Source organism: Rhodobacteraceae bacterium D3-12 (assembly GCA_025916135.1).
Lineage (GTDB): Bacteria > Pseudomonadota > Alphaproteobacteria > Rhodobacterales > Rhodobacteraceae > JAKGBX01.
Genome location: CP104793.1, coordinates 3720791 through 3745970, shown reverse-complemented (window position 1 = coordinate 3745970; position 25180 = coordinate 3720791). Strand labels below are relative to the sequence as shown.

The 25180-nt window shown below is 62.4% G+C and carries 13 protein-coding genes and 2 pseudogenes; 12 read left to right on the top strand and 3 right to left on the bottom strand.

The window, feature by feature from the left end; all coding sequences use genetic code 11:
* Nucleotides 1–22 precede the first annotated feature (22 nt).
* Both N4R57_18470 and N4R57_18465 read left to right on the top strand, forming a co-directional pair.
* Nucleotides 23–520, top strand: coding sequence for a RidA family protein (locus tag N4R57_18470; GenBank protein UYV36934.1), 498 nt, complete (start codon nt 23–25; stop codon nt 518–520).
* Nucleotides 521–604: 84 nt separating this feature from the next.
* Entirely contained in the window at nt 605–2383 is a 1779-nt protein-coding gene (locus tag N4R57_18465) for an SLC13 family permease (protein ID UYV36933.1), read from the top strand.
* Here N4R57_18465 and N4R57_18460 read toward each other — a convergent pair.
* On the bottom strand, nt 2358–2834 hold the full coding sequence (locus N4R57_18460; GenBank protein UYV36932.1) for a hypothetical protein: 477 nt from the start codon (nt 2832–2834) through the stop codon (nt 2358–2360). The genes N4R57_18465 and N4R57_18460 overlap by 26 nt on opposite strands.
* Nucleotides 2835–3050: 216 nt before the next feature.
* On the opposite strand from N4R57_18460, the gene N4R57_18455 reads away from it, so the two are divergent.
* The 7 genes from N4R57_18455 (at nt 3051) to ilvD (ending at nt 12246) form a co-directional block, all read left to right on the top strand.
* Complete coding sequence (locus N4R57_18455; protein ID UYV36931.1) at nt 3051–4040, top strand: BMP family protein; 990 nt, start codon at nt 3051–3053, stop codon at nt 4038–4040.
* Nucleotides 4041–4120: 80 nt separating this feature from the next.
* Nucleotides 4121–5659: an ABC transporter ATP-binding protein gene (locus tag N4R57_18450; protein UYV36930.1), complete on the top strand. Its 1539-nt coding sequence runs from the start codon at nt 4121–4123 to the stop codon at nt 5657–5659.
* A complete protein-coding gene (locus N4R57_18445; GenBank protein ID UYV36929.1) occupies nt 5656–6723 on the top strand; it encodes an ABC transporter permease in 1068 nt (355 codons plus the stop codon). The genes N4R57_18450 and N4R57_18445 overlap by 4 nt, the downstream gene beginning before the upstream one ends.
* Nucleotides 6723–7664 carry an ABC transporter permease gene (locus N4R57_18440; GenBank protein ID UYV39618.1) on the top strand — a complete coding sequence of 314 codons (942 nt, stop codon included), beginning with the start codon at nt 6723–6725 and terminating at the stop codon, nt 7662–7664. Before N4R57_18445 ends, N4R57_18440 begins: the two co-directional genes overlap by 1 nt.
* Nucleotides 7665–7832: 168 nt before the next feature.
* Nucleotides 7833–9125: an amidohydrolase family protein gene (locus N4R57_18435; protein ID UYV39617.1), complete on the top strand. Its 1293-nt coding sequence runs from the start codon at nt 7833–7835 to the stop codon at nt 9123–9125.
* A 77-nt stretch (nt 9126–9202) separates the two neighbouring features.
* Entirely contained in the window at nt 9203–10243 is a 1041-nt protein-coding gene (locus N4R57_18430; GenBank protein UYV36928.1) for a fatty acid desaturase, read from the top strand.
* Nucleotides 10244–10413: 170 nt separating this feature from the next.
* Nucleotides 10414–12246, top strand: a complete 1833-nt coding sequence (gene ilvD / locus N4R57_18425) for a dihydroxy-acid dehydratase (GenBank protein ID UYV36927.1) — start codon at nt 10414–10416, stop codon at nt 12244–12246.
* 18 nt (nt 12247–12264) lie between these two features.
* Here the strand turns inward: ilvD and N4R57_18420 are convergent, their stop codons facing one another.
* Nucleotides 12265–14484 carry a response regulator gene (locus N4R57_18420; protein ID UYV36926.1) on the bottom strand — a complete coding sequence of 740 codons (2220 nt, stop codon included), beginning with the start codon at nt 14482–14484 and terminating at the stop codon, nt 12265–12267.
* Between the two features lie 176 nt (nt 14485–14660).
* On the opposite strand from N4R57_18420, the pseudogene N4R57_18415 reads away from it, so the two are divergent.
* Together N4R57_18415 and pbpC are read left to right on the top strand one after the other, a co-directional pair.
* Nucleotides 14661–20092 (top strand): annotated as a pseudogene (locus N4R57_18415) (alpha-2-macroglobulin family protein).
* 2 nt (nt 20093–20094) lie between these two features.
* Nucleotides 20095–22139 (top strand): annotated as a pseudogene (pbpC, locus tag N4R57_18410) (penicillin-binding protein 1C).
* A 79-nt stretch (nt 22140–22218) separates the two neighbouring features.
* Here pbpC and N4R57_18405 read toward each other — a convergent pair.
* Complete coding sequence (locus N4R57_18405) at nt 22219–23391, bottom strand: acetyl-CoA C-acyltransferase family protein (GenBank protein ID UYV36925.1); 1173 nt, start codon at nt 23389–23391, stop codon at nt 22219–22221.
* A 101-nt stretch (nt 23392–23492) separates the two neighbouring features.
* On the opposite strand from N4R57_18405, the gene N4R57_18400 reads away from it, so the two are divergent.
* Nucleotides 23493–25070, top strand: a complete 1578-nt coding sequence (locus N4R57_18400; protein ID UYV36924.1) for a hypothetical protein — start codon at nt 23493–23495, stop codon at nt 25068–25070.
* Nucleotides 25071–25180 lie beyond the last annotated feature (110 nt).

Sequence of the window (25180 nt, the reverse complement as noted above, 5' to 3'; positions counted from 1 at the left end):
TGGCAAGTGAAAGGGCAGAATAATGAGCGACGCGCGACGGATTATCCCCAAGGCGCTTAGGGGTGTTTACAACAACTGGCATTTCGCCCCGGCGGTTGAGGCCGAGGGGCTGATTTTCTGCTCTGGCATCATTGGCACCAGCACGGATGGCAACAAACCCCAAGCCAGCGGGTCGGTCGGCGGTTCGGCCAGTGGGTTGGAGGGGGCCGAAGCGGTGACAGCGGATGGCGAGAACGGGTTGGCCGCCTTGGTGGCTGTGCGCGATCCGGTGGCACAATTCGAGACCGCGTTCGAGGCGCTTGAGGCGATATTGATCGAAGCGGGTGCCGGCTTGGCCGATGTTGTCGAGATCACCAGCTATCATGTCGATATGGCGCGTCACATGGAGGCGTTCATGGCGGTCAAGGATCGCTATCTTTTGGAGCCATACCCGGCGTGGAGCGCGATTGGCGTGGCCGAGTTGATTGTGCCCGGCGGATTGGTGGAATTGCGGGCAGTGGCGAAGGTGCCGAGCGCCTAAGTCGGGGCGCGCGGCGATGCCCTATTCCCACCGCTTGCCGGATAGGTCAGAATGGGCGCATCCGGTAACAAGGTGAGCAGAGCCATGGGTCTTTTCGAAATGTCGCAGACTGCGCAGGCGGTTATCACGCTGGGCGTGGTGGTGGCGATGTTCGTGCTGTTCCTTCGCGAGATTTATCCCACCGAAGTTGTGGCGATGACGGGCATGGGGGTTTTGCTGGCGCTGGGGGTGTTGCCCTATGATGCGGCGCTGGATGTGTTGTCGAACCCGGCGCCGTGGACGATTGCGGCGATGTTCATTGTGATGGGAGCATTGGTGCGGACCGGGGCGCTGGATGCGTTCACGCGGATGGCGGATGCGCAGGCGCGCACCAACCCGCGGCTGGCGATTGCTCTGTTGTTGGGGTTTGTCATTCTGGCCAGCGCGGTGGTGAGCAATACGCCGGTGGTGGTGGTGATGATCCCGGTGTTTGTGCAACTGGCGCGGACTTTGGGGTTGAAGGCCTCCAAGCTGTTGATCCCGCTGAGTTATGCGGCCATTCTGGGCGGCACGCTGACCTTGATCGGGACCTCGACGAACCTGTTGGTGGACGGTGTGGCGCGGGCGCAGGGGATGGCGGCGTTTTCGATTTTCGAGGTGACGCCTCTTGGGATCATTCTGGTGATTTGGGGGATGATCTATTTGCGGTTCATCGGGCCGATGTTGCTGCCGGATCGCGACAGTATGGCGATGCTGCTATCCGACCGTTCAAAGATGAAGTTTTTCAGCGAGGTGGTGATCCCGCCGGAGAGCGAGTTGATCGGGCAGGAAGTGACCGGGGTGCAGCTGTTCAAACGGGCCGGTGTGCGGCTGGTGGATGTGCTGCGCGGGGATGCTTCGTTGCGGCGGAACATGGCCGGGGTCGTTCTGGAGGTGGGTGACCGGGTGGTTTTGCGCACCGAGATGGCCGAGCTGTTGAGCCTGCAACAGGACAAGAACCTGCGCCCTGTCGATCAGGTGAGCGCGGTGGAGACGACAACGGTTGAGGTTCTGATCACGCCGGGGTGCAAGATGGTCGGGCGCAGCCTTGGCAATCTGCGGCTGCGGCGGCGCTATGGGGTGTATCCGCTGGCGGTCCATCGCAAGAACCAGAACATCGGGCGGCAGCTTGATGATCTGGTGGTGCGGGTGGGCGACACGCTTTTGCTCGAAGGGGCACCGGCGGATATTCAACGTCTGTCGGTGGATATGGACATGGTCGATGTCTCGCACCCGTCCGAGCGGGCATTTCGCCGCCAGCACGCGCCGGTGGCGATTATCGCGCTTGTCGCTTTGGTGGCTTTGGCCGGGTTTGGTGTGGCGCCGATTTTCCTGTTGGCGGTGTTGGCGGTGGTGACCGTTCTGATCACCCGCTGCATCGACGCGGACGAGGCGTTTTCCTTTATCGACGGGCGCTTGCTTGCGCTGATCTTTTCGATGCTGGGGATCGGGGCGGCGTTGGAGGCATCGGGCGCGGTCAAACTGATCGTTGGGGCGATTGCGCCTTATCTTATGCTGTTGCCTGCGGCGTTGATCGTTTGGGCGGTGTATCTGTTGACCAGCCTGCTGACCGAGATGGTCAGCAACAACGCGGTGGCCGTGGTGGTGACGCCGATTGCCATCGGCTTGGCCGAGGCGATGGGCGTGGATGCGCGGCCATTGGTTGTGGCGGTCATGGTCGCGGCGAGCGCGAGTTTTGCCACGCCGATCGGCTATCAGACCAACATGTTGGTCTATGGGCCGGGGGGCTATAAGTTTGCCGATTTCCTGCGCGTTGGTGTGCCCTTGAACCTGTCGATCGGATTGCTTGCGAGCGCGATTATTCCGTTTCTGTGGCCGCTGTAGAGGGCGTGTCGGAGAGTGCCGGTGTGTCCTCGGGTGGGGTGTCCGGCTCTGACGGGTTCGCATCGCGACGGTCGGTGAGCGCCTTTCGCAGGCGTTTGGCCATCGCGTTGCGGGAGACCTGTGCCGTGCTGGGGGAGAATTGCAGGTCCCAGTTGATTGGGTTCACCGCGCGTGCCACGCCGGTAAGGCCGGGCGCCGAGATCACGCCGTCAAATTGCAGTTTTGCGAATAATTCACCCGCAATATCAGGGGAAATGCCAAAGGCACGGGCCAGCCGTTCCGGCGAGCAGGCATCATGGACACGGGCATAGCGCGCCGCCCACGGGTAATGCATGAGAGCCTTGCCCGACAGGGCAGCGGGGGGGGCTGTTGCCGCCGCGCCGGGCAAAGCAGGAGCGAGGGGCGTGGCCCCAAGCGCCATCAGCCGGATATTGAAATCGCGTCTGTTCATGCAATTGATATAGGGTTAAATATTGCAATTGCGAGGCATTCGCAAAAACTAAATCCCAAGTGGCTGAAAAATAGGCGAAAGTTTCTGTGCGCCTGATTTGCGGGCAGAGGGGCGGTAAATAAGTTTGACTGAATGGTCAAAGTCGGGGAACCTTTGGGGGCAATCAAACATGCTCTGGCGTCTGAGGAGACGCGGGAGGCAACAGGGGGACGACCTATGACGACGTTTTCTATGACACGGCGGGCGATGCTGGCCCTGACTGCGGCGGCGGGGGTGGCAGGGGCCACCGGCGTGGCGGCGGCCGAGAAGGTGAAAGTGGCGGCGATTTACACGCTGCCGGTGGAACAGCAGTGGATTAGCCGGATTCACAAGGCGCTGAATGCCGCCGCGGCGCGGGGCGAGATCGACTATGTTTTCTCGGAGAACGTGGCCAACACCGATTATGAGCGGGTGATGCGCGAATATGCCGAAGCCGGGCACCAGTTGATCGTGGGCGAGGTGTTTGGCCTTGAACGCGCGGCGCGTAAAGTGGCCAAGGATTACCCCGAAACCGGGTTCCTTATGGGGTCGAGCTTTGGCCCGGTTGCGCCGAATTTCAGCGTGTTCGACAACTGGATTCACGAGCCGTCCTATTTGAGCGGGATGATCGCCGGGTCGCTGACGAAATCCAACAAGATCGGCATGGTCGGTGGCTATGCCATTCCCGAGGTGAACCGCTTGATGAACGCCTTTATGGACGGGGCGCGGGCGGTGAACCCGGAGGTCAAGTTCTTGGTTAACTTCATTGACAGCTGGTACGATCCGCCCAAGGCCAAGGAGAGCGCCTTTGCCATGATGGATGCCGGTGCGGACATCATGTATGCCGAGCGCTTTGGCGTGTCGGATGCCGCCGTGGAGCGCGGCGTGAAGGCGATTGGCAACGTGGTCGACACATCGGCGGATTACCCCGATACGATCCTTGCCTCGGCGATTTGGCATATGGAGCCGACGATTGGTCGCGCGATTGGCGCCGTGGCCGGGGGCACGTTTGAGGCCGCCGATTACGGGCAATACAGCTTTATGGGCTATGGCGGTGGATCGCTTGTGGCCGATGACAAGCTGGTGCCGGCGGATGTGATGAAAGCCGTGAAAGAGAAAGAAACCGAGATTCGCGATGGGCTGTTCCGGGTCAATGTGAATGACGCGGCGCCGGTTTCGGACGGTTGATCGGTTGACGTGACGGACATGTCAGGGCGCGGTGCCTGTTCGCCGCGCCCTGACGCGCGTGCTTCATTGGGGGAAATTGCATGACGAAAGCTCCGGTTCTTGCCTTGCGCGGGATGACCAAGCGGTTCGGCTCGGTCGTGGCGGCGGATGCGATTGATCTTGATCTCGGCAAGGGCGAGGTTTTGGCGCTTTTGGGTGAAAATGGCGCGGGCAAGACCACATTGATGAACATGCTGTTCGGGCAATATGTGCCCGATGAGGGTGCGGTCCATGTCTGGGACGAGGGCGGCGAGAAAGTGCTGCCCGCCGGTCAGCCGCAGGCGGCGATTGATGCGCGGATTGGCATGGTCCATCAGCACTTCACGCTGGCCGAGAACTTGAGCGTTTTGGATTCGGTCGTTTTGGGGACTGAGAGCCTTTGGCGGCTGTTTCGCGAGCGGGATGCGGCGAGAGAGAAGCTGGCTGCGTTGATGGAGCGGTCGGGGCTGCATGTGCCGCTGGATGCGAAGATCGGGGATTTGTCGGTGGGCGAGCGTCAGCGGGTCGAGATCCTGAAGGCGTTGTATCGCGACGTGCGTATTCTGGTGCTGGACGAGCCGACCGCCGTGTTGACGCCGCAAGAGGCGGACACGTTGTTTGAGGCTGTGCGCGGCATGGTAGATGATGGGCTGTCGGTGATTTTCATTTCCCACAAGTTGCGGGAAGTTTTGGCGTTTTCCGACCGGATCGCCGTGTTGCGCCATGGCAAAAAGACTGGCGAGATGGTGACAGCCGAGGCCGATGCCAATGCGATCATCCGCATGATGGTTGGCGAAGATCACGCCATGCCGGAGCGCGAGGCCGGGGTGCCGGGCGATGTGGTGTTGCGGCTGAACAAGGTGAGCGTGGCGCCGGGCAGGGAGATGCGGGCACTGCGCGATGTCTCGCTTGAGCTGTGCGGCGGTGAGATTATCGGCATCGCGGGCGTGTCGGGCAACGGGCAGAGCGCGTTTGCGCAGCTTTTGTCGGGGCTGATCACGCCAGAGGCCGGAGAGATCGAGATCGCCGGTGAGGTCCACAAGAAGATGACCCCGAAGGATGCGTTGCGCGCCGGGATCGGGCGCATCCCGGAGGACCGCCATCATGACGGCGTTGTTGGCGCGTTGAGCGTGGCGGAGAACCTTGTGATGGAACGGCTGGACGCGCCGGATGTGGCGCGCGCGGGGTTCTTGCGCAAGGGTGAGATTGCCGCCCATGCCGAAGACCTATGCGCCCAATACGATGTGCGCGGGCCGGGGATTGAGGCCGAGGCGAAGCTGTTGTCGGGCGGGAATATCCAGAAGCTGATCCTTGCGCGGGTGTTGGAGAACAGCCCCGGAATAATTCTGGCGAACCAGCCGACGCGGGGCTTGGATTTTCGCGCCGCTGCCGAAGTGTCACGCCGCTTGCTTGAGGCAAGGGACCGGGGCGCGGGGGTGATCCTGATCTCGGAAGATCTGGATGAGGTGTTGTCGCTCGCGGACCGGATCTGTGTGATGCATGACGGGCATCTGCAAGAAACGCCAAGCCGCGACCGGGCCGAGATTGGATATTTGATGGCCGGACAAAGCGCAGGACAAACCGCGGGGTCGGCGGCATGATGGAGATCGTTCCAAGAGAGAACACCTCGCGCGTGGTGCAGGCGTTGGTGCCGGTGATTGCGGCGGTGGTCGCGCTGATCCTTGCGGCGATCCCTTTGATGGCGGCGGGGGCGCCGGTGTTTCCGGCCTATGCGCAGATGTTCAAGGGCGTTTTCGGCTCGATGTTCACCTTTACCGAGATGCTGACGCGGGCGACGCCGCTGATCTTTACCGGATTGGCGGCGGCGGTGGCCTTTCGTGCCAAGCTTTGGAATATCGGCGGCGAGGGGCAGTTATACCTCGGGGCGCTGGCGGCTGTTTGGATTGGCACGGGGATGGTGGACGGGCCGGCGGCGTTGATGATCCCGCTGGTGGTGCTGGCGGGAGCGATTGCGGGCGGGTTGGGGATGCTGTTTCCGGCCATTTTGAAAACGCGGTTTGGCGCGGATGAGGTTGTGACTTCGCTTCTGCTCAACTTCATCATCCTGATTTTCGTGCAAATGATGCTGGAGGGGCCGTTCAAAGACCCGATGGGCCTTGGCTGGCCCCAATCCGAGCCGATCATCGACGCGGCGGTGTTGCCGCAACTGATGGCGCGGATGCGGATACATGCGGGGTTGATCCTTGCGCTGGTGGCGGCGGTAATCGCCTGGGTGGTGATGACAAAAACCGTCTGGGGGTTGAAGCTGCGTGCGGTGGGGGAAAACCGGGCGGCGGCGCGGCACGCGGGGCTGGGCGTGAACAAGGTTTTCCTCGCCGTGGCGATGGTGTCGGGCGGATTGGCCGGGCTGGCCGGGGTGAGCGAAGTGGCCGGGTTGAAAGGCTATCTGACCGCCGATCTGTCGCCGGGGTTCGGATACACGGGCATCATCGTGGCGATGCTGGCGCGGCTTAATCCCGCCGGTGTGGTGCTGGCCGCGCTCTATGTGGCGAGCGTGTTTGTCGGTGCAGACAGCATGAGCCGGGCGATGGGCGTGTCGAGCTTCCTCGCCGATCTGACGGTGTCGATGTCGTTGATTTGCGTGCTGCTGGGGAGCTTCTTTGCCTCTTATAAGGTGCGGTTTGCACGGCGGGCGGCGGCATGATGGATATTCTCAACATCTTCTTATCCGAGAGCTTTTGGGCGGCGAGTTTGCGCATTGCGTCGCCGTTGATATTCGGCGTCTTGGGTGCGCTGTTGTGTGAGCGGGCCGGGGTTTTGAACCTTGGGATCGAGGGGATTTTCGTGGTCGGTGCGATGACCGGCTGGATGGCTGTGTGGCTGGGCGCGGGGCTTTGGACCGGCGTGTTGATCGCGGCGCTGGCCGGGGCATTGTTCGGGCTGTTCCATGCAATCTTGACGGTGCCGTTGGGCCTGTCGCAGCATGTATCGGGCCTTGGGATCACGTTGTTTGCGACCTCGGTCGCGAGTTACACCTATCGCACCGCCTTGCCACAGGTCAGTTCGCCGCCGCGGATTGAGCCGTTCCGGGCGCTGGATATTCCGGTGCTGAGCGATTTGCCGTTCTTCGGGCCGGTGTTGTTTCAACAGACGGCGATGACGTGGTTGGCGCTGTTGATGGTTGTGATCGTCTGGTGGGTGATGAACCGCACCGCGTTGGGCGTGGCGATCAAGGCGGTGGGCGACAGCCCCGATGCGGTGAACGCGCAAGGCCTGTCGGTGATGAAGCTGCGCATGGGCGCAGTGGTGGCGGGGTCGGCTTTGATGGCTCTGGGCGGGGCGTTTTTGACGATGAGCGCCTTTGATGCGTTCTTTTTCGGCATGGTGAACGGGCGCGGCTGGATTTGCATCGCCTTGGTGATTTTTGCGAGCTGGCAGCCGGGCAAAGCGTTGTTGGGCGCGTTGCTGTTCGGGATGTTCGATGCGTTGCAGGTCAGGTTGCAGACCGAGGCGGGGGCGTTCATTCCGGGGCAGGTGTTCTTGATGATCCCCTATATTCTGTCGATTATCGCGCTGGTCATTGTGGCGCGGAGGGCGGATTATCCACGAGCGTTGTTGGTGCCGTGGCGCAAGGGGCAGCGGTAGGGCAAAGGGTAGCGCCTTGCCCGACCTCGGGAGGGCAGCTAGACGCAGGTACAGCCGGTGCCGCCAAGAGGGTGCAGTGGCGTGTCGCGCGACAAATGTGGGAAGAATGCCCTCCCTGGGGGGAGGTCGGGCATGGCGCTGGCGCGCCGGTTGAGAGGAAACGACACTATGGTGGATTTGCTGGTTAAGAACGCCGCTCTGACGGATGGCAGCGTGGTTGATATTGCCTGTGACGGGGGCGTGATTGCCGCCGTCGAGACGGGGATCAAAGCAGAGGCGGGCCGGGTGATCGACGCCGCGGGATGCCTTGTTGCGCCGCCGTTCGTGGACCCGCATTTCCATATGGATGCAACGCTCAGCCTTGGGCGGCCCCGGATGAATGTGTCGGGCACTTTGCTGGAAGGAATCGCGCTTTGGGGGGAGTTGAAGCCGCTGCAAACGGTGGATGAGATTGTCGAGCGGGCGTTGAATTATTGCGATTTGGCCGTGGCGCAGGGGATTGGTGCCATTCGCAGCCATGTGGACACATGCGATGATGAGTTGAAGGGCGTTGAGGCGCTTTTGCAGGTGCGTGAACAGGTGAAGGATTACCTTGATCTGCAACTGGTCGCCTTTCCGCAGGATGGCGTGTTGCGCGACCCGACGGCGATGCAAAACACGCTGCGCGCGCTGGATATGGGCGTGGATGTGGTGGGCGGCATTCCGCATTTTGAGCGGACCATGGCGGATGGGGCGGAGTCGGTGCGGGCCTTGTGTGAAATCGCGGCGGAGCGCGGTTTGATGGTGGATATGCATTGCGATGAAAGCGATGATCCGATGAGCCGCCATGTCGAAGCGCTCGCCTATGAAACGCAGCGGCTTGGCTTGCAGGGGCGGGTGGCGGGGAGCCATCTGACCTCGATGCATTCGATGGACAATTATTATGTCTCGAAGCTGATCCCGCTGATGGTTGAGGCCGGGCTGCATGCTATTCCGAACCCGGCGATCAACATCATGTTGCAGGGGCGGCATGACAGCTATCCCAAGCGGCGCGGCATGACGCGCGTGCGCGAATTGCGTGATGCGGGGATCACGGTGGGCTTTGGGCAGGATTGTATGATGGACCCGTGGTATTCGCTGTCGCGTGCGGACATGTTGGATGTGGCGTGGGTCGGGCTGCATGTCGGGCAAATGTCGAGCATGGCGGACATGCGCTGGTGCTTTGACGCGGTGACGGTGAATTCGGCGGCGATCATGGGGCTTGAGGGCTATGGCGTGGCCAAGGGGTGCCGGGCGAATTTCAACATTCTGCATGCCGGTGACACGATCGAGGCGATCCGCCTGCGCGCGGCGCGGCGCTATGTTGTGCGCAGCGGCAAGGTGATTGCCGAGACGCCGGCGCCGGTGGCGGCGATTGATCTGGCGGGGCGGCCGGAGCGGGCCGATCCGAAATTGACCCCGCGACAGATACGCCAGAGTTAGCGGTTTCTTCATATATCGCTTGCTATGCTGGTCAGGTCGTTTAACGGTCTTGCCAGAGGCAACATAAAAGCAGGCATATGACAGAAACACATGGTTCCGGCCCGTCGCATCACGCGGTGGAGGCCCCGACAGGGCGCGATTGGGTGAAGACGCTGGCGCATTACCGCGAGCCCAGCCAGTTGCGGTCTGCCTTTGAACTGGGGGTGAGCGTGGTGCCGTTCCTGTTGCTTTGGGCTCTGGCTTGGCTGGCGCTTGATGTGAGTTATTGGCTGAGCTTTGCGCTATCGGTTGTGAATGCGGCCTTCCTGTTGCGGCTGTTTACGATTCAGCATGATTGCGGCCATGGCTCTTTCTTTAAGCAACGCTTGTTGAGCGATTGGGTTGGTCGGGTGATCGGGGTGCTGACGCTGACGCCGTATGACGTGTGGCGGCGGACGCATTCAATTCACCATTCATCGGCCGGAAACCTTGGCAAGCGCGGGATCGGTGATATTCGCACGGTGACCGTTGAGGAATATGCAGCGATGACCCGGCGGCAAAGGCTGTTGTATCGGCTTTATCGCAATCCGATCACGCTGTTTGTATTCGGGCCGGTTTACCTTTTCTTTGTGCAGAACCGGGTGCCTGTTGGCCTGATGGGCGGCGCGAAATACTGGTTGAGCGCGATGGCGACCAATCTGGCGCTTGTTATTGCGCTGACTGCGATTTGGTATTTCGGGGGCTGGGGCGCGCTGCTGTTGATCTTCTTGCCGTCAACATTGTTGGCGGCGGCAGCGGGGATGTGGCTGTTTTATGTTCAGCACCAGTTTGAAGACACCCATTGGAACGAAGAGGATGACTGGCAATTGCACGACGCGGCGCTTGATGGCAGTTCGCATTATGTGTTGCCCCAACCGCTGCAATGGTTCAGCGCCAATATCGGCATTCACCATGTGCACCACCTTTATAGCCGCATTCCGTTTTACCGGCTGACCGAGGTTCTGCGCGATCACAAGGCGTTGGCCGAGGCGAACCGGATGACGATTCGTCAGAGCATTTCCTGTGCGCGGTTGCATTTGTGGGACGAAAAGAGCCGCAAGCTGTTGTCCTTTGCACAGGCGCGCGCGCTGTACGAATAAGGCCGGGTTTGGGTCCGGCCTTTGGCGCGTGGTGGCGTGAGCATCCAACGGTGATTGGGGTGAGCCTCTGCCCGCTGCGGGGGGCGGCGCGTTTGGACGTGGTGTCTTTCTTGCCAATGCGGTGATGGGGTGCTCTGTTTCCGTCACGCGACGCGAGGAAGGACGCAGCCATGCCGAAATTGAGATCAGCACGAGTCACCGAAGGGAAAACCGCCGCCGCGGCGCGCTCGCTTTGGCTGGCCGGGGGGGTGAAATCCGAAGATTTCGGCAAGCCGGTGATCGCTGTGGCCAATTCCTTTACCGAGTTTGTGCCCGGGCATGTGCATCTGGCCGAAGTTGGGCGGCTGGTCTGTGATGAGATCTGGAAGGCGGGGGGCATCCCGCGTGAATTCAGCACAATCGCCGTCGATGACGGCATCGCCATGGGCCATGATGGGATGCTCTATAGCCTGCCCAGCCGCGAGATTATTGCCGACAGCATCGAATATATGGTCGAGGCGCATTGCGCCGATGCGATCATTTGCCTGAGCAATTGCGACAAGATCACGCCGGGAATGCTGATGGCGGGTCTGCGTCTGAATATTCCGGTGATCTTTGTCTCGGGCGGGCCGATGGAGGCGGGGCGGCTGCCCGGTCAAAAGGAGATCACGCGGGTTGATCCGATCCAAGCCTATGTCGCGGCGTTTGACCCCGAACAAGACGGGGCGGCGCAGGCGATCGAGGATCATGCCTGTCCGACCTGCGGATCGTGTTCGGGGATGTTCACCGCCAATTCGATGAATTGTCTGGCGGAGGCAATCGGGCTGGCGCTTCCTGGGAATGGCTCGTTGTTGGCGACACATGCGGACCGCAAGGGGCTGTTCCAGCGGGCGGCGCAGCGGATCGTGGGGATGGCGAAGGCCTATTACGAGGGCGAGGACGACAGTGTTTTACCACGCACTATTGCCACGCGGGCGGCGTTTGAAAACGCGATGAAGGTCGATATCGCGATGGGCGGGTCGACCAACACGATCCTGCATATGCTGGCCATGGCGAAAGAGGCCGAAGTGGATTTCACCATGGCCGATATTGACCGGCTGAGCCGCAAGGTGCCGCATCTGTGCAAAGTGTCGCCAGCGACGCCGGATTACTACATGGAGGACGTGCATCGCGCCGGTGGCATCATGGCGATCATGGGCGAATTACAGCGCGGTGGCTTGCTGGATACCGGCACGCAGGTGGTGGCCGGCGGCGCGATGGAGGCGCAGTTGGCCAAGTGGGACATCCGCCAGAGCGGCGACGCCGAGGTCAGCCATTTTTACCGCGCGGCCCCCGGAGGGCGGCGCACGATCAAGGCCTATGGGCAGGAGATGCGCTGGCAGGAGATGGACCTTGATCGTGAAAGCGGCTGTATCCGGTCGTTGGAACATGCCTATTCGCAAGAGGGCGGGCTGGCCGTGTTGCGCGGCAATATCGCGACGGATGGCTGTGTTGTGAAAACCGGCGCAGTGCCGAGCCAGATGCACCGCTGGGAGGGCACGGCGCGGGTGTTTGACGATCAGGAGGCGGCGCTGAACGCGATTGACGCGGGCGAGATCGGGCCGGGAACGGCGGTCGTGATCCGCTATGAGGGGCCAAAGGGCGGGCCGGGGATGCAGGAGATGCTGAAACCGACCATGAGCCTGAAGGCGCAGAAGGTGGATGACAGCTGTGCGTTGATAACCGACGGGCGGTTTTCGGGGGCGACGTCGGGTTTGTCGATTGGCCATGTCTCGCCCGAAGCGGCGGCGGGCGGGGCGATTGGCCTTGTGCGCGATGGCGACAAGGTGGCGGTGGATATTCCGGGGCGCAGGATCGAATTGCTGATTGATGAGGCGGAATTGGCGGCACGGCGGGCCGAGATGGACGCCGGGCCAAACCCATGGAGGCCGGGGCCGCGCCCGCGCAAGGTGACATCGGCGCTGCGGCTTTATGCGGCCTTTGCCGAGAGCGCGGACAAGGGCGGGTATCGCAACGTGCCGTGAGCCGTGCGGCGCGCTGCGCTAACCGGTTTCGGCGTCGTTTTCGCCGGGGGCGACGGGGCGTGCAGCATCCGGGCAATGGGCGCCGATGGCGGCGAAGATTTCGGCCTTGCGCAGGGGTTTGGTGAGGTAGTGATCCAACCCGGCGGCAAGGATGCCGTCCTTGTCATCATCCATCGCATGAGCGGTCAGCGCGACGATGGGCACATGCCTGCCGGTTGTCTCTTCATGCGCGCGGATTTCGCCGGTGGCTTCTTTGCCGTCCATTTTGGGCATGGAAATATCCATGAAGATAAGGTCGGGATCATAGGAGTGATAGAGCGCGACCGCCTCGACCCCGTTGGCGGCGAATTGCAGGTCTATATCGAGGGTCTTGACCATTTTGCGGAACACCAGCTGATTGGTTTTGTTATCCTCGGCGGCGAGGATACGCATGGCGCGTTTGGCCGAAACGGCCGCAGGGCCGGGGTGCTGAGCGGCGGTGGGATTGCCAAAGGCGGCGGCGAGATCGTCAAGCCGCGCAAAGAGATCGGCGCGCGGCGTCGGCTTGGGCAAGAACGCCTGAACAGGGGTGTTTTCGAGGTCTTCTTCGGTCAGGGCGTGGGTTGAGGACAGCAGGATGATTGGCACCTGATTGCCCCGCGCGCGCAGGTCGCAGGCGAGCTTTAGCCCGTGCATTTCGGGGAGATTATGGCTCGCTATGATCAAATCGAACCCCTCGTCGATACGCGCAAGCACATCCGTGCCGCTGCTGACTTCGGTGGGCGAGAGGCCAAGCGCGTTGAGCTGTTTGCTGAGGATGGCGCGGTGGGGGTCCTGGCTATCGACGACGAGAACCCGCGACAGGCCGGGCGGCATTTGCGGCACGGCAGGGGCCACGGGCGTTTCGGAGTGAAGGGTAACTTTGAAACCGAAGCTTGAGCCGGCGCCTTCTTCGCTATCGACCCAGATATCGCCGCCCATGAGGTGAATAAGCTTTTGCGAAATGGCGAGGCCAAGCCCGGTGCCCTCAAACGCGCGATTGCGTTCGTCGTCGACCTGATTGAATTCGCCAAAGATGTGGCCGACTTTGTCTTTGGCAATTCCGATGCCTGTGTCTTCGACGGTGACGTGAAGCTGGGTTTCGGTGCTGTTTTCGCATTGAAAGCCGACGACGCGCACAAGCACATGGCCGGCGGGGGTGAATTTTACCGCGTTGCCGATCAGATTGGTCAGGGCCTGCCGGACGCGCCCCGGATCGCCGATAAAGACGGTGGGCAGGAACAGGTCGAAATCGACCAGAAGGTCGATGCCCTTCTGGCTGGCGGTGGGTTGCAGCAGGGTGAAAATTTCATGGATGGCGCGTTCAAGGTCGAAGGGTTCGGCGCGCAGTTCGAGCTTGTTCGCCTCGATCTTGGAATAGTCGAGAATGTCGTTGATGATAACGAGCAGCGCCTCGCTCGAGTTCTTGATCGTGTCGATATAAAGCTCTTGTTCCTCGTTCAGCGTGGTGTCTTTGAGCAGATCGGCCATGCCGACGACGCCATTCATCGGGGTGCGGATTTCGTGGCTCATATTGGCGAGGAAAGAGGATTTGGCGCGGCTGGCGGCCTCGGCATCGGCGCGGGCTTGTTCGAGCTCAGCCTCGTAGCGGACAGTGTCAGAGATATTGTGGGCAATTGAGACCACGTCGCCGCCATGGCCGCGTTGATCCATGATCTTGATGTATTCGCCGTTCCACAGGCGCAGAACGATCGGGTCGGGGGATTGCTGGTGCCAGCGGCGGAGCATCATGTTGCGCCACGCGGCGGGCGCCATATCACCGATATCGACGATCCCTTCTTCGGTGAGCAATTGGAGCATACGGGTGTAAGTGATGCCATGCGCCACCTCTTCCAATGCATCGAACACGGCGACATAGGCGGTATTGGCCGCGATCAACCGGCTGTCAGCGTCGAAAAAGGCAAAACCGTCTTGGACGGCTTGAATGGAGAGCCACAGGCGGCGTTCGGCGATTTCGACCTTTTGATGCGCCACCTCGACCTTTTGGTGGGCGACGGAGAGGTCAGATTTTACCTTTTCATTCTCGTCCCGGACGGTTTGCACCTGTGCGCGGGTTTCAATGATTTCATCCGAAAGCTTGCGGGCATGAAGCCCGAGCTTGCGATTGGCGGTAAAAAGCTCGGCCTGCTTTTGTTCAAGCAGCCGTTCCGCCGCCAGTCGCAGGCGGCGTTCTTGTGCAAGTTTTGTGGCGAGGTTCATGCATGTCCTCCGCCGAGCCCCAGTTTCATGGGGGGGAGCATCGGAGATTGTGGTGAATATTTTCTTAAGGCCAGCGGCTGTGCAGGGTCCAAAAAGTCAGGTTTTCCGCCAGCGGCGAGATGTTGCCATATCCGCGGGGCCGTGCAACCATCGCGCCATTCAGACAGGAGGATTTCATGCGCCGTTTTCTCGCCGCCTTCGCATTGGTTTTTGGACTGACCCTGCCCGCCGCCGCACAGGAGTATGTGCCAGAGCGACGATTGGTCGTGACCAAGGATGTTGATTTCTTCGGTGCCGATCTTCAGGCGCTGTTCGATACGGATTTGAAATCTTGTCAGAACGCTTGTTTGAACGATCCGCAGTGCCGCGCATTTACCTTTAATGAACGCTCGAACTCTTGTTTTCCCAAGTCGGGCGTCAGCGAGAAGAAACCCTATGACGGGGCGCGCTCAGCAGAGGTTTTGACCCTTGATCCTTCGGTGTCGCGGGTGGTGGATGCACGTGGTGAGGAGCTGGACCGGTTCCTGTCCAAGCGGGATTTGAGAAATGCGCTGGCGCAGGCGCGGGGCATCGGGCCGCTGCATCCGGGCGGCAATTGGGATTTGCAGACCTTGCTTGATTCGGCCGCCGAGCGGCGGGGGAGAATGATTTTCTGAATGCGATGCGGTGGACCGGCGCGGCGGTGGCACAAAGTGATCGCAGCGATTTGTGGGTCGAATACGCGCGCCTGTCGCTTCTTATTCCCACCAAAAAGTCGAGCGATCGGCGCAAATACGCGAGCCGCGCTATGAATGCGACGGTGAACGCCTATCTGCGGGCCTTGAACGAGGCGCAGCGTGCGAATGCGCTTTCTGTTATGGCCGATGCGCTTGACCGGCAGAGCCGTGGGCGCGACACGATTCCGGTTTTGCGGTTGGCCCAGCAATTGGGCGCACGCGATGACTTGAGCGGGCGGTTGGACAAGGCGATTGCGAAATACGGGTTCCGTATTGCCAATCACAAGGTGGAAAATGACAAGGCCGAGCCGCGCATCTGCGCCGAATTCTCGGAACGCTTGGTGAAAACCGGTGTCGATTACGCGCCCTATGTGAAGCTGCCGGATCAGCGCATGTCGGTCGAGGCCGAGGGCAAGCGCATTTGCATCGGCGGGATCGAGCATGGCGGGCGCTATGTCATCACCTTCCGCGAGGGGCTTCCGGCGCAGAGCGGCGAGGAAATGGCCAAGGATGTCGAGTTGCGGTTCTATGTGCGCGACCGTTCGCCTTCGTTGCATTTCGCGGGGCGGGCTTATGTGCTGCCCAAGGCGGCAGACGCGGCGATTCCGGTTCAGACGGTGAATATGAGCGAGGTTGATTTGACCCTGCGGGCGGTATCGGACCGCAATATTCTGCGCGCCATTCAGGAACGCTATTTCGGGCGCAGCATATCGTATTATGCCGAGCGGGATTTCAAAGGTAAAGTTGGCGAAAAGGTCTGGTCCGGCAAGGGCGAGGTCAAGAACGAGCTTAACCGTGACATGACAACCCGCCTGCCGATGCGCGAGATCGTCAAAGACCTTGCCCCCGGTGTTTACGCGCTGACGGCCTCGATGCCGGGTGAGGACAAATACGACGATCCGGGCGCAACGCAGTGGTTTGTGTTGACCGATCTGGGGCTGACCACGATGAGCGGGGCGGATGGCTTGCATGTCTTCGTACGCTCGCTTGGCACGGCCGAGGCGCGAGAGGGCGTCAAGGCGACATTGCTGTCACGGTCGAACCGGGTTCTGGGCACGGCGATGACGGATGCCAATGGCTATGCCAAGTTCGAGGGCGGATTGACGCGCGGATCGGACGGGGCAGAGCCCGCGTTGATCATGGTTGAGCAGGGTGACAGTGACATGGCGTTCCTGTCGCTTGCTGATCCGGCGTTTGACCTGTCGGATCGCGGTGTGGTGGGGCGTGCACCGGCGGGGCCGATTGATGCGTTCCTGACAACCGATCGGGGCGCCTATCGCGCCGGAGAGGTGATTCACGCGACCGTTCTGGCACGAGATGGCGTGGCGCGGGGCATTGACGATCTGCCGCTGACGGCGATCCTGACGCGGCCCGATGGGGTGGAATATGCGCGCCATTTCTCGGGTCAGGGTGTGGCCGGGGGGCATGTGTTTACCATGCCGGTGGGGCCAGCGGTGCCACGCGGGACGTGGCGGTTGGACATCAAGGCGGATGTGGATGCGCCGAGCCTTGCCAGCACTACGCTGTTGGTCGAGGATTTCCTGCCCGAGCGGATCGACTTTGATCTGACCATGCCCGAGAGCGCGATTTACCCCGGTCAGACGGCGGCGCTGACGGTGGATGTGGATTACCTGTTTGGCGCGCCGGGAAGCGATTTGCCGGTAGAGGGCGACACGGTCCTGCGGGCGAAGCGCGGGGTTGAGGCATGGCCCGGTTACCTGTTTGGTGCCTATGACCAGCGGGCGACGCCGCGGCGCGGCTATTTCAGCGGCGAGCGGACCGGTGCGGATGGCAAGAGCCTTGTGCAAATGAAGCTGCCGGAGGCTCCGGCCAATGACCGGCCCCTATCGCTTGAGATCATCACGCGGGTGTCCGAAGGGTCGGGCCGCCCGGTCGAGCGGCGGATGAGCCGCGACGTGGCCCCTGCAGGCCCGGTGATCGGGATCAAGCCGTTGTTTGACGATGTGGTCGAAGAAGGCACCAATGCCGGGTTCCAGATCATCGCCTTGGGGGCCGATTTGACCCCCACCGAGATGCGGGCGAAGTGGTCGTTGAACCGGGTGTATCGCCGGTATCAGTGGTATCAGGAATACGGCGATTGGAAGTGGGAAGTGATCACCACCCGCAAGAAAGTCTCGGGCGGTGAGGTCATGTTGGGCGCGACCCCGGTTGAGGTGAGCGGCGATGTGGACTGGGGCCGCTATGAGCTTGTTGTAGAGCGGTTGGACGGGACATTCGTGTCAAGCTCGGCTGATTTCTATGCCGGTTGGTATGTGCCTGCCGACACGGCGAGCACGCCGGATATGTTGGAGCTTTCGCTCGATCAACCCGGCTATGTCAGCGGGGACGTGGCGCAGCTTCGGCTTGTTCCGCGCTATGAGGGCAAGGCGCTGATCACTGTGATGAGCAACCGGTTGATCACGATGAAAGCGGTTGAGGTCAAGAAGGGTGAGAACCTGATCCCGCTGGATGTGACGGATGAATGGGGCGCGGGGGCCTATGTGACCGCGTCGGTGATCCGCCCGATGGATGTGGCGGCAGGACAGAACCCGGCGCGTGCGATGGGCCTGAGCTATGCCAAGATCGACCCCGGTGCGAAGCAGTTGAACGTGACGATGGATGCGCCAGAGATGTCGTCGCCGCGTGGCGTTTTGAACGCCGCCGTGCAGGTGGAGGGCATTGCGCCGGGCGAGAGCGCCTATGTCACCGTAGCGGCGGTGGACGTTGGCATTCTGAACCTGACCGGGTTTGAAAGCCCGGATCCCTCGGGGCATTACTTTGGTCAGCGGCGTTTGGGCATGGATATTCGCGATGTCTATGGCCGCTTGATCGACGGGATGAACGGCGCGATGGGCACTGTTCGATCCGGTGGCGACAGCGCCAGCGAGGCGGGAACGCAATCGCCGCCGCCGACCGAGAAGCTGGTCGCGTTCTTTAGCGGACCGGTGCAGGTGGGCCCGGATGGGCGGGCGCAGGTGGCGTTCGACATTCCCGAATTCAACGGCACAGTGAAACTGATGGCCGTGGCGTGGAGCAAGGGCGCGGTTGGGCAGGCCGATGCCGAAGTGTTGGTGCGTGATCCGGTTGTGGTTACAGCGAGCCTGCCGCGATACCTTGCGCCGGGCGATACATCACGCCTGTTGCTTGAGATCGTCCATGCCGATGGGCCGAGCGGGCGCATGGGGCTGGATGTGAGCGCCGAGGGCGTGACGCTGGCGGGGAATGTGCCGTCGGGCTTGACGCTGGGCGACAAGGAGAAGGCGGCGTTCCGCATTCCGGTGACAGCGGGCGAGGTGGGCGATCACACGATCCGCGTGGCGTTGACCACGCCGGATGGCAAGCTGTTGACCAAGGAGTTGGTCATGCCGGTGCGGGTGAATGACCCCGAGGTCGCAATCACGCGGCGGTTCGAGCTGGCGGAGGGCGATACGTTCACGCTGGACGACAATGTCTTTGCCGAGATGAAGCCGGGCACCGGATCGGCGATTGTTTCGGCCGGGCCGCTGGCCAAACTGGATGCACCGGGATTGCTGAGCGCGTTGGACCGCTATCCTTATGGCTGCACCGAGCAGGTGACTTCGGTCGCGATGCCGCTGCTTTATTTCGGGCCGGTGGCCAAGGCGCTGGGCCTTGATGAACGCCGCAAGGTCAATGAGCGGATCAGTCAGGCGATTGAGCGCGTCTTGGCGCGGCAATCGAGCAATGGCGGCTTTGGGCTTTGGTATCCCGAGAGCGGTGATCTGTGGCTGGATGCCTATGTCAGCGATTTCCTGAGCCGGGCGCGGGCCGAGGGGCACGAGGTGCCGCAGTTCGCCTTTAGGCTGGCGATGGATAACCTGCGCAACCGGGTGAATTACGCCCCCGATTTCGACAAGGGCGGCAGCGCGCTTGCCTATGCCTTGTTGGTTCTGGCGCGTGAAGGCGCGGCGGCGATGGCGGACTTGCGGTATTATGCCGACCAGAAGGCGGAGGCGTTCAGCACACCGCTGGCCGTGGCCCAGATTGGCGCTGCGTTGGCCATGTATGGCGATCAGACCCGTGCGGATCAGATGTTTGCCCGTGCGGGCCGGATGATCGGTGCGCAGAAAGGTGACGAGGGCCATGTCTGGCGTGCGGATTACGGCACCCATCGGCGCGATGCGGCGGCGGTTCTGACGTTGGCCGTGGAAGCCGGGAGCAACGCAGTGGACCGCGATGCGCTGGCGGCGCGGCTGGGCGGGGCACAGAGGCACCGCTCGACACAGGAAAGCGTGTGGACGTTGATGGCAGCGCGGGCCTTGGTGCAAGATCCGTCGGTGGCCGGTTTGACCCTGAACGGGGCGCCGGTGACGGGGCCGCTGGTCAAGCTGCTTGAGGCGGATGCCATGGGCGCAGGGATGGCCATTCGCAACGAAAGCGCACGGCAGACCGATGTGACCCTGACCACCTTTGGTGTGCCCGAAGTTGCGCCCGAGGCGGGCGGCTATGGCTATCGCATCGAGCGGGAATATTTCACGATGGAAGGCGAGCCGATAGACGTGCGCGAGTCGCGCGTTGGCGAGCGCTATGTCGTGGTGCTCAAGGTGACTCCGTTCGAGAAGGGCGAGGCGCGGTTGATCGTGAATGATCCGCTACCTGCGGGGTTCGAGATCGACAACCCCAACCTGCTGCGCTCGGGCGATGTGCGCGGGCTCGACTGGATGAAGCCGCAATCGGCCAAACACGCCGAATTCCGCTCTGACCGCTTCATCGCGGCGATCGACTGGCGCAAAAGCGAGGCGTTCCGCTTGGCCTATATCGTGCGGGCGGTGAGCCCGGGCGAATACCACCACCCGGCGGCGCAGGTCGAGGACATGTATCGCCCGCAATACCGCGCCCAGACCGGCACGGGGCGGCTTAGCGTCTTTGAATGAGGATGCGAGCTTGGCCGCTCATAACCCTCGCCGTTTGCCTGTTTTTCGGGGCGGCGGCGCGGGACGGGGTGGACGCGTGGGTTGAAGCGACGGTGCTGCCGCCGTTGCTGTCGGAAACCTCGGTCGAGGTGCGTGGGCGGGATGGTGGCTTGCTTCGGGTCTATACGCTGGCCGATGGGCGCTGGCGGTTGGGCGCGACCGTGGCGCAGGTGGATCGCGCCTATCTGGATATGCTGATCGCCTATGAGGACAAGCGGTTTTATCGCCATGGCGGGGTTGATATGCGGGCCATGACGCGGGCCGTGGTGCAGGCCCTGTGGCACGGCGAGGTGGTGTCGGGGGGATCGACCCTGACCATGCAGGTGGCGCGGCTTTTGGAAGATAGCGGCACCGGGCGGATCAAGGGCAAGCTGCGCCAGATGCGGCTTGCCATGGCTTTGGAACGGCGGCTGACGAAGGATCAGATCCTGTCGCTTTACCTTACCCATGCGCCCTTTGGCGGCAACCTTGAAGGGGTGCGGGCGGCGACACTGTCGTGGTTTGGCAAGGAGCCAAGGCGGCTGACCCCGGCGCAGGCGGCTTTGCTGGTGGCACTGCCGCAATCGCCAGAGGCGCGCCGCCCTGACCGGCACTGGAAAGCGGCAAAATCGGCACGCAACCGGGTGCTGGAGCGGCTGGGAGACAGCGGCGTCGTCAAGGCCGAAGCGCTGATCACAGCAGAGCGCGAGCCGGTGCCACGCGTCCGGCTGTCTTTCCCGAGTTTGGCGCCGCATCTGAGCGATCGGGCGCGGGCGGATGAGCCGTTGAAAACAAGGCATGACTTGACGTTGGACACCGAGTTGCAGGCCGCTCTTGAGGCGCTGGCCAAGGAGAGCCTGCAAGGGTTGCCGGCGCAGGTTTCGGTGGCGATGATGGTGGCGGATTATCGCAGCGGTGAGATCCTCGGCTCGGTCGGATCGGCCAGCTATGGCGCGCGCGACGGGCGACGCGGGTTTGTCGATATGACGCAGGCTGTGCGCTCTCCGGGATCGACGCTGAAGCCGTTGATTTACGCGATGGCATTCGACCGCGGGCTGGCGCATCCCGAGACGATTATCGACGACCGCCCGGTGGCGTTTGGGTCTTACGCGCCGCTCAATTTTGACGGGGCGTTTCGCGGGGAATTGCGGCTGCGCGAGGCGTTGCAATTGTCGCTGAACATCCCGGTTGTGTTGCTGATGGACGAGATCGGACCGGCGCGGTTTATGGCCGGGTTGCGCCGCGCGGGGGCGCGGCCGGAATTGCCGGGAGGCAAGCCGGGTTTGGCCGTGGCGCTGGGCGGTGTGGGCCTTAGAATGCAGGACCTGATCCAGCTGTTTGCCGGGCTGGCGCGGGGTGGTGAAGCGATTGAGTTGCAGTGGCGCAAGGGGCAGGAGGGTGGCGCCGGTCAGCGGATCGTAAGCCGTGCGGCGGCGTGGCAGGTTGGCAATATCCTTGCCGGTTTGACGCCGCCGGGGGCAAGGCCGAGGGGCGGCTGGCGTTCAAGACGGGCACATCTTATGGCCATCGCGATGCATGGGCTGTGGGGTTTGACGGGGCGCATGTGGCCGCTGTGTGGATCGGGCGGGCCGACGGCACGCCGGTGCCGGGGGCGTTTGGCGGTGATCTGGCCGCGCCGATATTAACCGAGGCGTTTCAGCGGGTTAAGCCGGGTTTCGCCGCCCTGCCGCCGCCACCGCCGGAAACGCTGCTTGTGGCGAATGCGCAATTGCCATTGCCGTTGCAGCGGTTTCGCGGGCGCGAGGCGGTGTTCAAAGCCGCCGCCGATGCGCCGGTTTTGGCGTTTCCGCCGGACGGGGCGCGGCTTCCGTTAGAGGACGACATGCCGCTGGTGGTGAAGGTGCGCGACGGGGTGCCGCCGTTCTCGGTTCTGGCCGATGGAGCGCCGGTGGTGACGGGCGCGCAGGCGCGCGAAATTGCCGTGCCGTGGCGGGGCAAAGGGTTCGTGAAACTGAGCGTGATTGACGCCAAGGGGCGCGCGGCGCGGGTCGAGATCCGGGTGGATTGAGGCCCGGAGTCAAGGCCGCAGGCCGCCGGGGCAGCGCCACCCAACGGGCAGCAAGCGCTGACCCGGTTTTTTGCTTTGTTCAGACGGTTTCGATGGCCAGCGCGATGCCCTGACCGCCGCCGATGCACATGGTGATCAGCGCCCGCGAGCCGCCGGTGCGGGCAAGTTCGTAGAGCGCCTTGATCGTGATGATCGCGCCGGTCGCGCCGACCGGGTGGCCGAGCGCGATTGCGCCGCCATTGGGGTTCACGCGGGTTGGATCAAGGCCGAGGCCGGCGTTGACGGCAAGCGCCTGTGAGGCGAAGGCTTCGTTTGATTCAATCACGTCAAAATCGCTTATTTTCAAACCGGTACGGGCCAGCAAATTCTCAACCGCGGGGATCGGGCCGATGCCCATCACCTCGGGCCGGACGCCCGCATGGGCATAGCCAAGCACGCGGGCGCGGGGTTTGAGACCGGCCTTTTCAGCGGCGTCGGCACGGGCGAGAACGAGCGAGGCCGCGCCGTCGTTGATGCCCGAGGCGTTGCCCGCCGTGACGGTGCCGTCTTTCTTGAACACGGTCTTGAGCCCGGCGAGGGCTTCGGGCGTGGTGGCCTTGGGGTGCTCATCAGTGTCGAAGGCGACCATGTCGCGCTTGACCTTGACCTCGACCGGGACGATCTGATCCTTGAAGCGGCCCTCGGCGATAGCATAGGCGGCGCGGGCCTGACTTTCGAGGGCGAAGGCGTCCTGATCCTCGCGGCTGACGCCGTGTTCTGCGGCGACATTCTCTGCCGTGACGCCCATGTGGCCGGTGCCGAAGGGGCAGTTCAGCGCACCGAGCATCGCGTCCAACGTCTTGATATCGCCCATCTTTTGGCCCCAACGCTGGGCTGTGACCATATAGGGTGAGCGGCTCATTGATTCGGCACCGCCGGCGAGGCCGAAATCACAATCGCCAAGCATGAGGGATTGCACGACCGACACGATGGCCTGTGCGCCGGAGCCGCAGAGGCGGTTCACGTTCATCGCCGGGGTGGTATCGGGGATACCGGCATCAATCGCGGCCACGCGCGAGAGATACATGTCGCGCGGTTCGGTGTTGATGACATGGCCGAACACGACATTGCCGATTTGTCCGGCTTCGACGCCCGACCGGCTCATAGCTTCGCGCGCGGTGATCGCGCCGAGTTGCGCCGGGGGGCCAGCGAGAGCGCCGCCGAATGTGCCGATTGCGGTGCGCGCACCATCGAGGATTACGATGTCAGTCATGAAGTCTCCGCCCATATAATGAAATATCAGTTAATCCATCATACGGTCTGCCCGAAGCAGATAAAAGACCCGCGATGCGGCCTTGCCCGACGGGCAAAGACATGCCAGCACTTAGCCCCATGCGATTGCAAGATTATGAACCGCTGAGCGCGGCGGAAAAGAAGCTGGTGGCCGATTGTGCGACCGGCGGGCGTGTGACCATCGGCGACGGGGCGATGCCCGAAGCCGAAAGCGATGCGGTCGTGATACGCGCCGGGTTGATCCGGCTTTTGCTGACCGGGGGCGAACCGGGGTTGGCGTTGCATGACAAGGGGTTGCGGCTTCGTGGGGCGTGGATTTCAGGCACGCTTGATTTGCAAGGCGCTGATATTTCAGCCGATATTTCGCTGACGGCGTGCCGCTTGGGCGATCCGGTTGAAATGGTGAATGCGCGGTTGCGGGGGCTGTTTTTCTCGGGCTGTGCGCTGGCCGGTGTGTCGGGGGACAATGCGCGGCTGGACGGGGCGCTTTTCCTGCGGGCGGGCACGGTTGTGAGCGGCGAGATCAGCCTTGCCGGGGCGCGGATCGCGGGGGATTTGCAGCTGTGCGATGTGGAGATCACAAGCCCCGGTCAGGACGCGGTTTTCGCGCCGTCGATCGAGGTTGAAGGCTCTGTTTTCCTTGGCAATTACCCCTATGGCAACGGCGAGACGAGCCTTGTCTGTGACGGGGCGGTGTTCATGGCGTCGGCCAATGTGGGGCATGACGTGTTCGTCACCCACACGGCGGTCAGCCCCAAGAGCGAGTTGGAGGGCGGCGCCGTTTTCCAAGGCTCGGAAGAGCATGGGGTGGACAACGCCTTGTCGCTGGCAAGGGCGCGGATCGGCGGGATTTTATACCTTGCAAACAACCAGATATCACGCGGCACCGTATCTTTGGCCGGGGCCAGCGCGGCGCGTTATCGCGACGAGCCGGAGGGGCCGGGCGCGGGGTATGATTTGCGGCTGGACGGGTTCACCTATGACGATTTTTCGCGCCATGCAGATGCCAGCGTCAAGGCGCGGTTGAAGTGGTTGGAGCGCAGGCCGAAGGACACGCCGTTCACGGCGCAGCCCTATGAGCAGTTGGCGCGGGTTTTGAGCCATCTGGGCCATCGCAGCGATGCGCGCGCGGTGTTGATGCGCAAGGAGCGGATTTTGCGGCGGGAGAACCGCAAGAGCATGACCAACCCGGTCACGAAAGCGGTGCTTTGGCTGCATGATTCGGTGATGCGGGTCGCGGTTGGCTATGGCTATCGTCCGGGGCAGATTTTGGTCTTTGCGGTGCTGCTTATTCTGGGTCTGGGGGTCTTTTTTCAAAAAACATGGGCCGCGGGAGATATGACGCCGAATGCGGCGCCGGTGTTGATTTCACAAGACTGGCTCGCTGCGACGCAGAGCTACCCGGACAACCCCGGCGCCTTTTGGGCGTCAAAAGGGCAAGCGGGGCAGGATTGGGAGACTTTTCAAGGGTTTGCCTATGCTGCCGATGTGGTGATCCCGATTGTTAGTCTGGGGCAGGAGAGCGCATGGGCGCCATCGACATCGCGCAGCCCATGGGGGCAGGCGGGCTGGTGGTTGAGGTGGTTTGCCAAGGCCGCGGGTTGGATCATCACGGCGTTGGGCGCGGCGGCGGTGACCGGTGCGGTGCGCAACGATTAACCTTTGCGATGAGGTGGAATTGGCCGGGGGGTGACTCTCGGCTGACATTCGGCTGACTCCCGGCTGCCGTGCAGCGCGGGGTGTTTGTGGGGGTGTGGAGGTGTTGCCAC

Excerpts from the sequence above, each read along its gene's own strand:
- N4R57_18470 (UYV36934.1), top strand. The coding sequence starts at position 23 with ATGAGCGACGCGCGACGGATTATCCCCAAGGCGCTTAGGGGTGTTTAC.
- N4R57_18465 (UYV36933.1), top strand. The coding sequence starts at position 605 with ATGGGTCTTTTCGAAATGTCGCAGACTGCGCAGGCGGTTATCACGCTG.
- N4R57_18460 (UYV36932.1), bottom strand. The coding sequence starts at position 2,834 with ATGAACAGACGCGATTTCAATATCCGGCTGATGGCGCTTGGGGCCACG.
- N4R57_18455 (UYV36931.1), top strand. The coding sequence starts at position 3,051 with ATGACGACGTTTTCTATGACACGGCGGGCGATGCTGGCCCTGACTGCG.
- N4R57_18450 (UYV36930.1), top strand. The coding sequence starts at position 4,121 with ATGACGAAAGCTCCGGTTCTTGCCTTGCGCGGGATGACCAAGCGGTTC.
- N4R57_18445 (UYV36929.1), top strand. The coding sequence starts at position 5,656 with ATGATGGAGATCGTTCCAAGAGAGAACACCTCGCGCGTGGTGCAGGCG.
- N4R57_18440 (UYV39618.1), top strand. The coding sequence starts at position 6,723 with ATGGATATTCTCAACATCTTCTTATCCGAGAGCTTTTGGGCGGCGAGT.
- N4R57_18435 (UYV39617.1), top strand. The coding sequence starts at position 7,833 with ATGGTGGATTTGCTGGTTAAGAACGCCGCTCTGACGGATGGCAGCGTG.
- N4R57_18430 (UYV36928.1), top strand. The coding sequence starts at position 9,203 with ATGACAGAAACACATGGTTCCGGCCCGTCGCATCACGCGGTGGAGGCC.
- ilvD (UYV36927.1), top strand. The coding sequence starts at position 10,414 with ATGCCGAAATTGAGATCAGCACGAGTCACCGAAGGGAAAACCGCCGCC.
- N4R57_18420 (UYV36926.1), bottom strand. The coding sequence starts at position 14,484 with ATGAACCTCGCCACAAAACTTGCACAAGAACGCCGCCTGCGACTGGCG.
- N4R57_18405 (UYV36925.1), bottom strand. The coding sequence starts at position 23,391 with ATGACTGACATCGTAATCCTCGATGGTGCGCGCACCGCAATCGGCACA.
- N4R57_18400 (UYV36924.1), top strand. The coding sequence starts at position 23,493 with ATGCCAGCACTTAGCCCCATGCGATTGCAAGATTATGAACCGCTGAGC.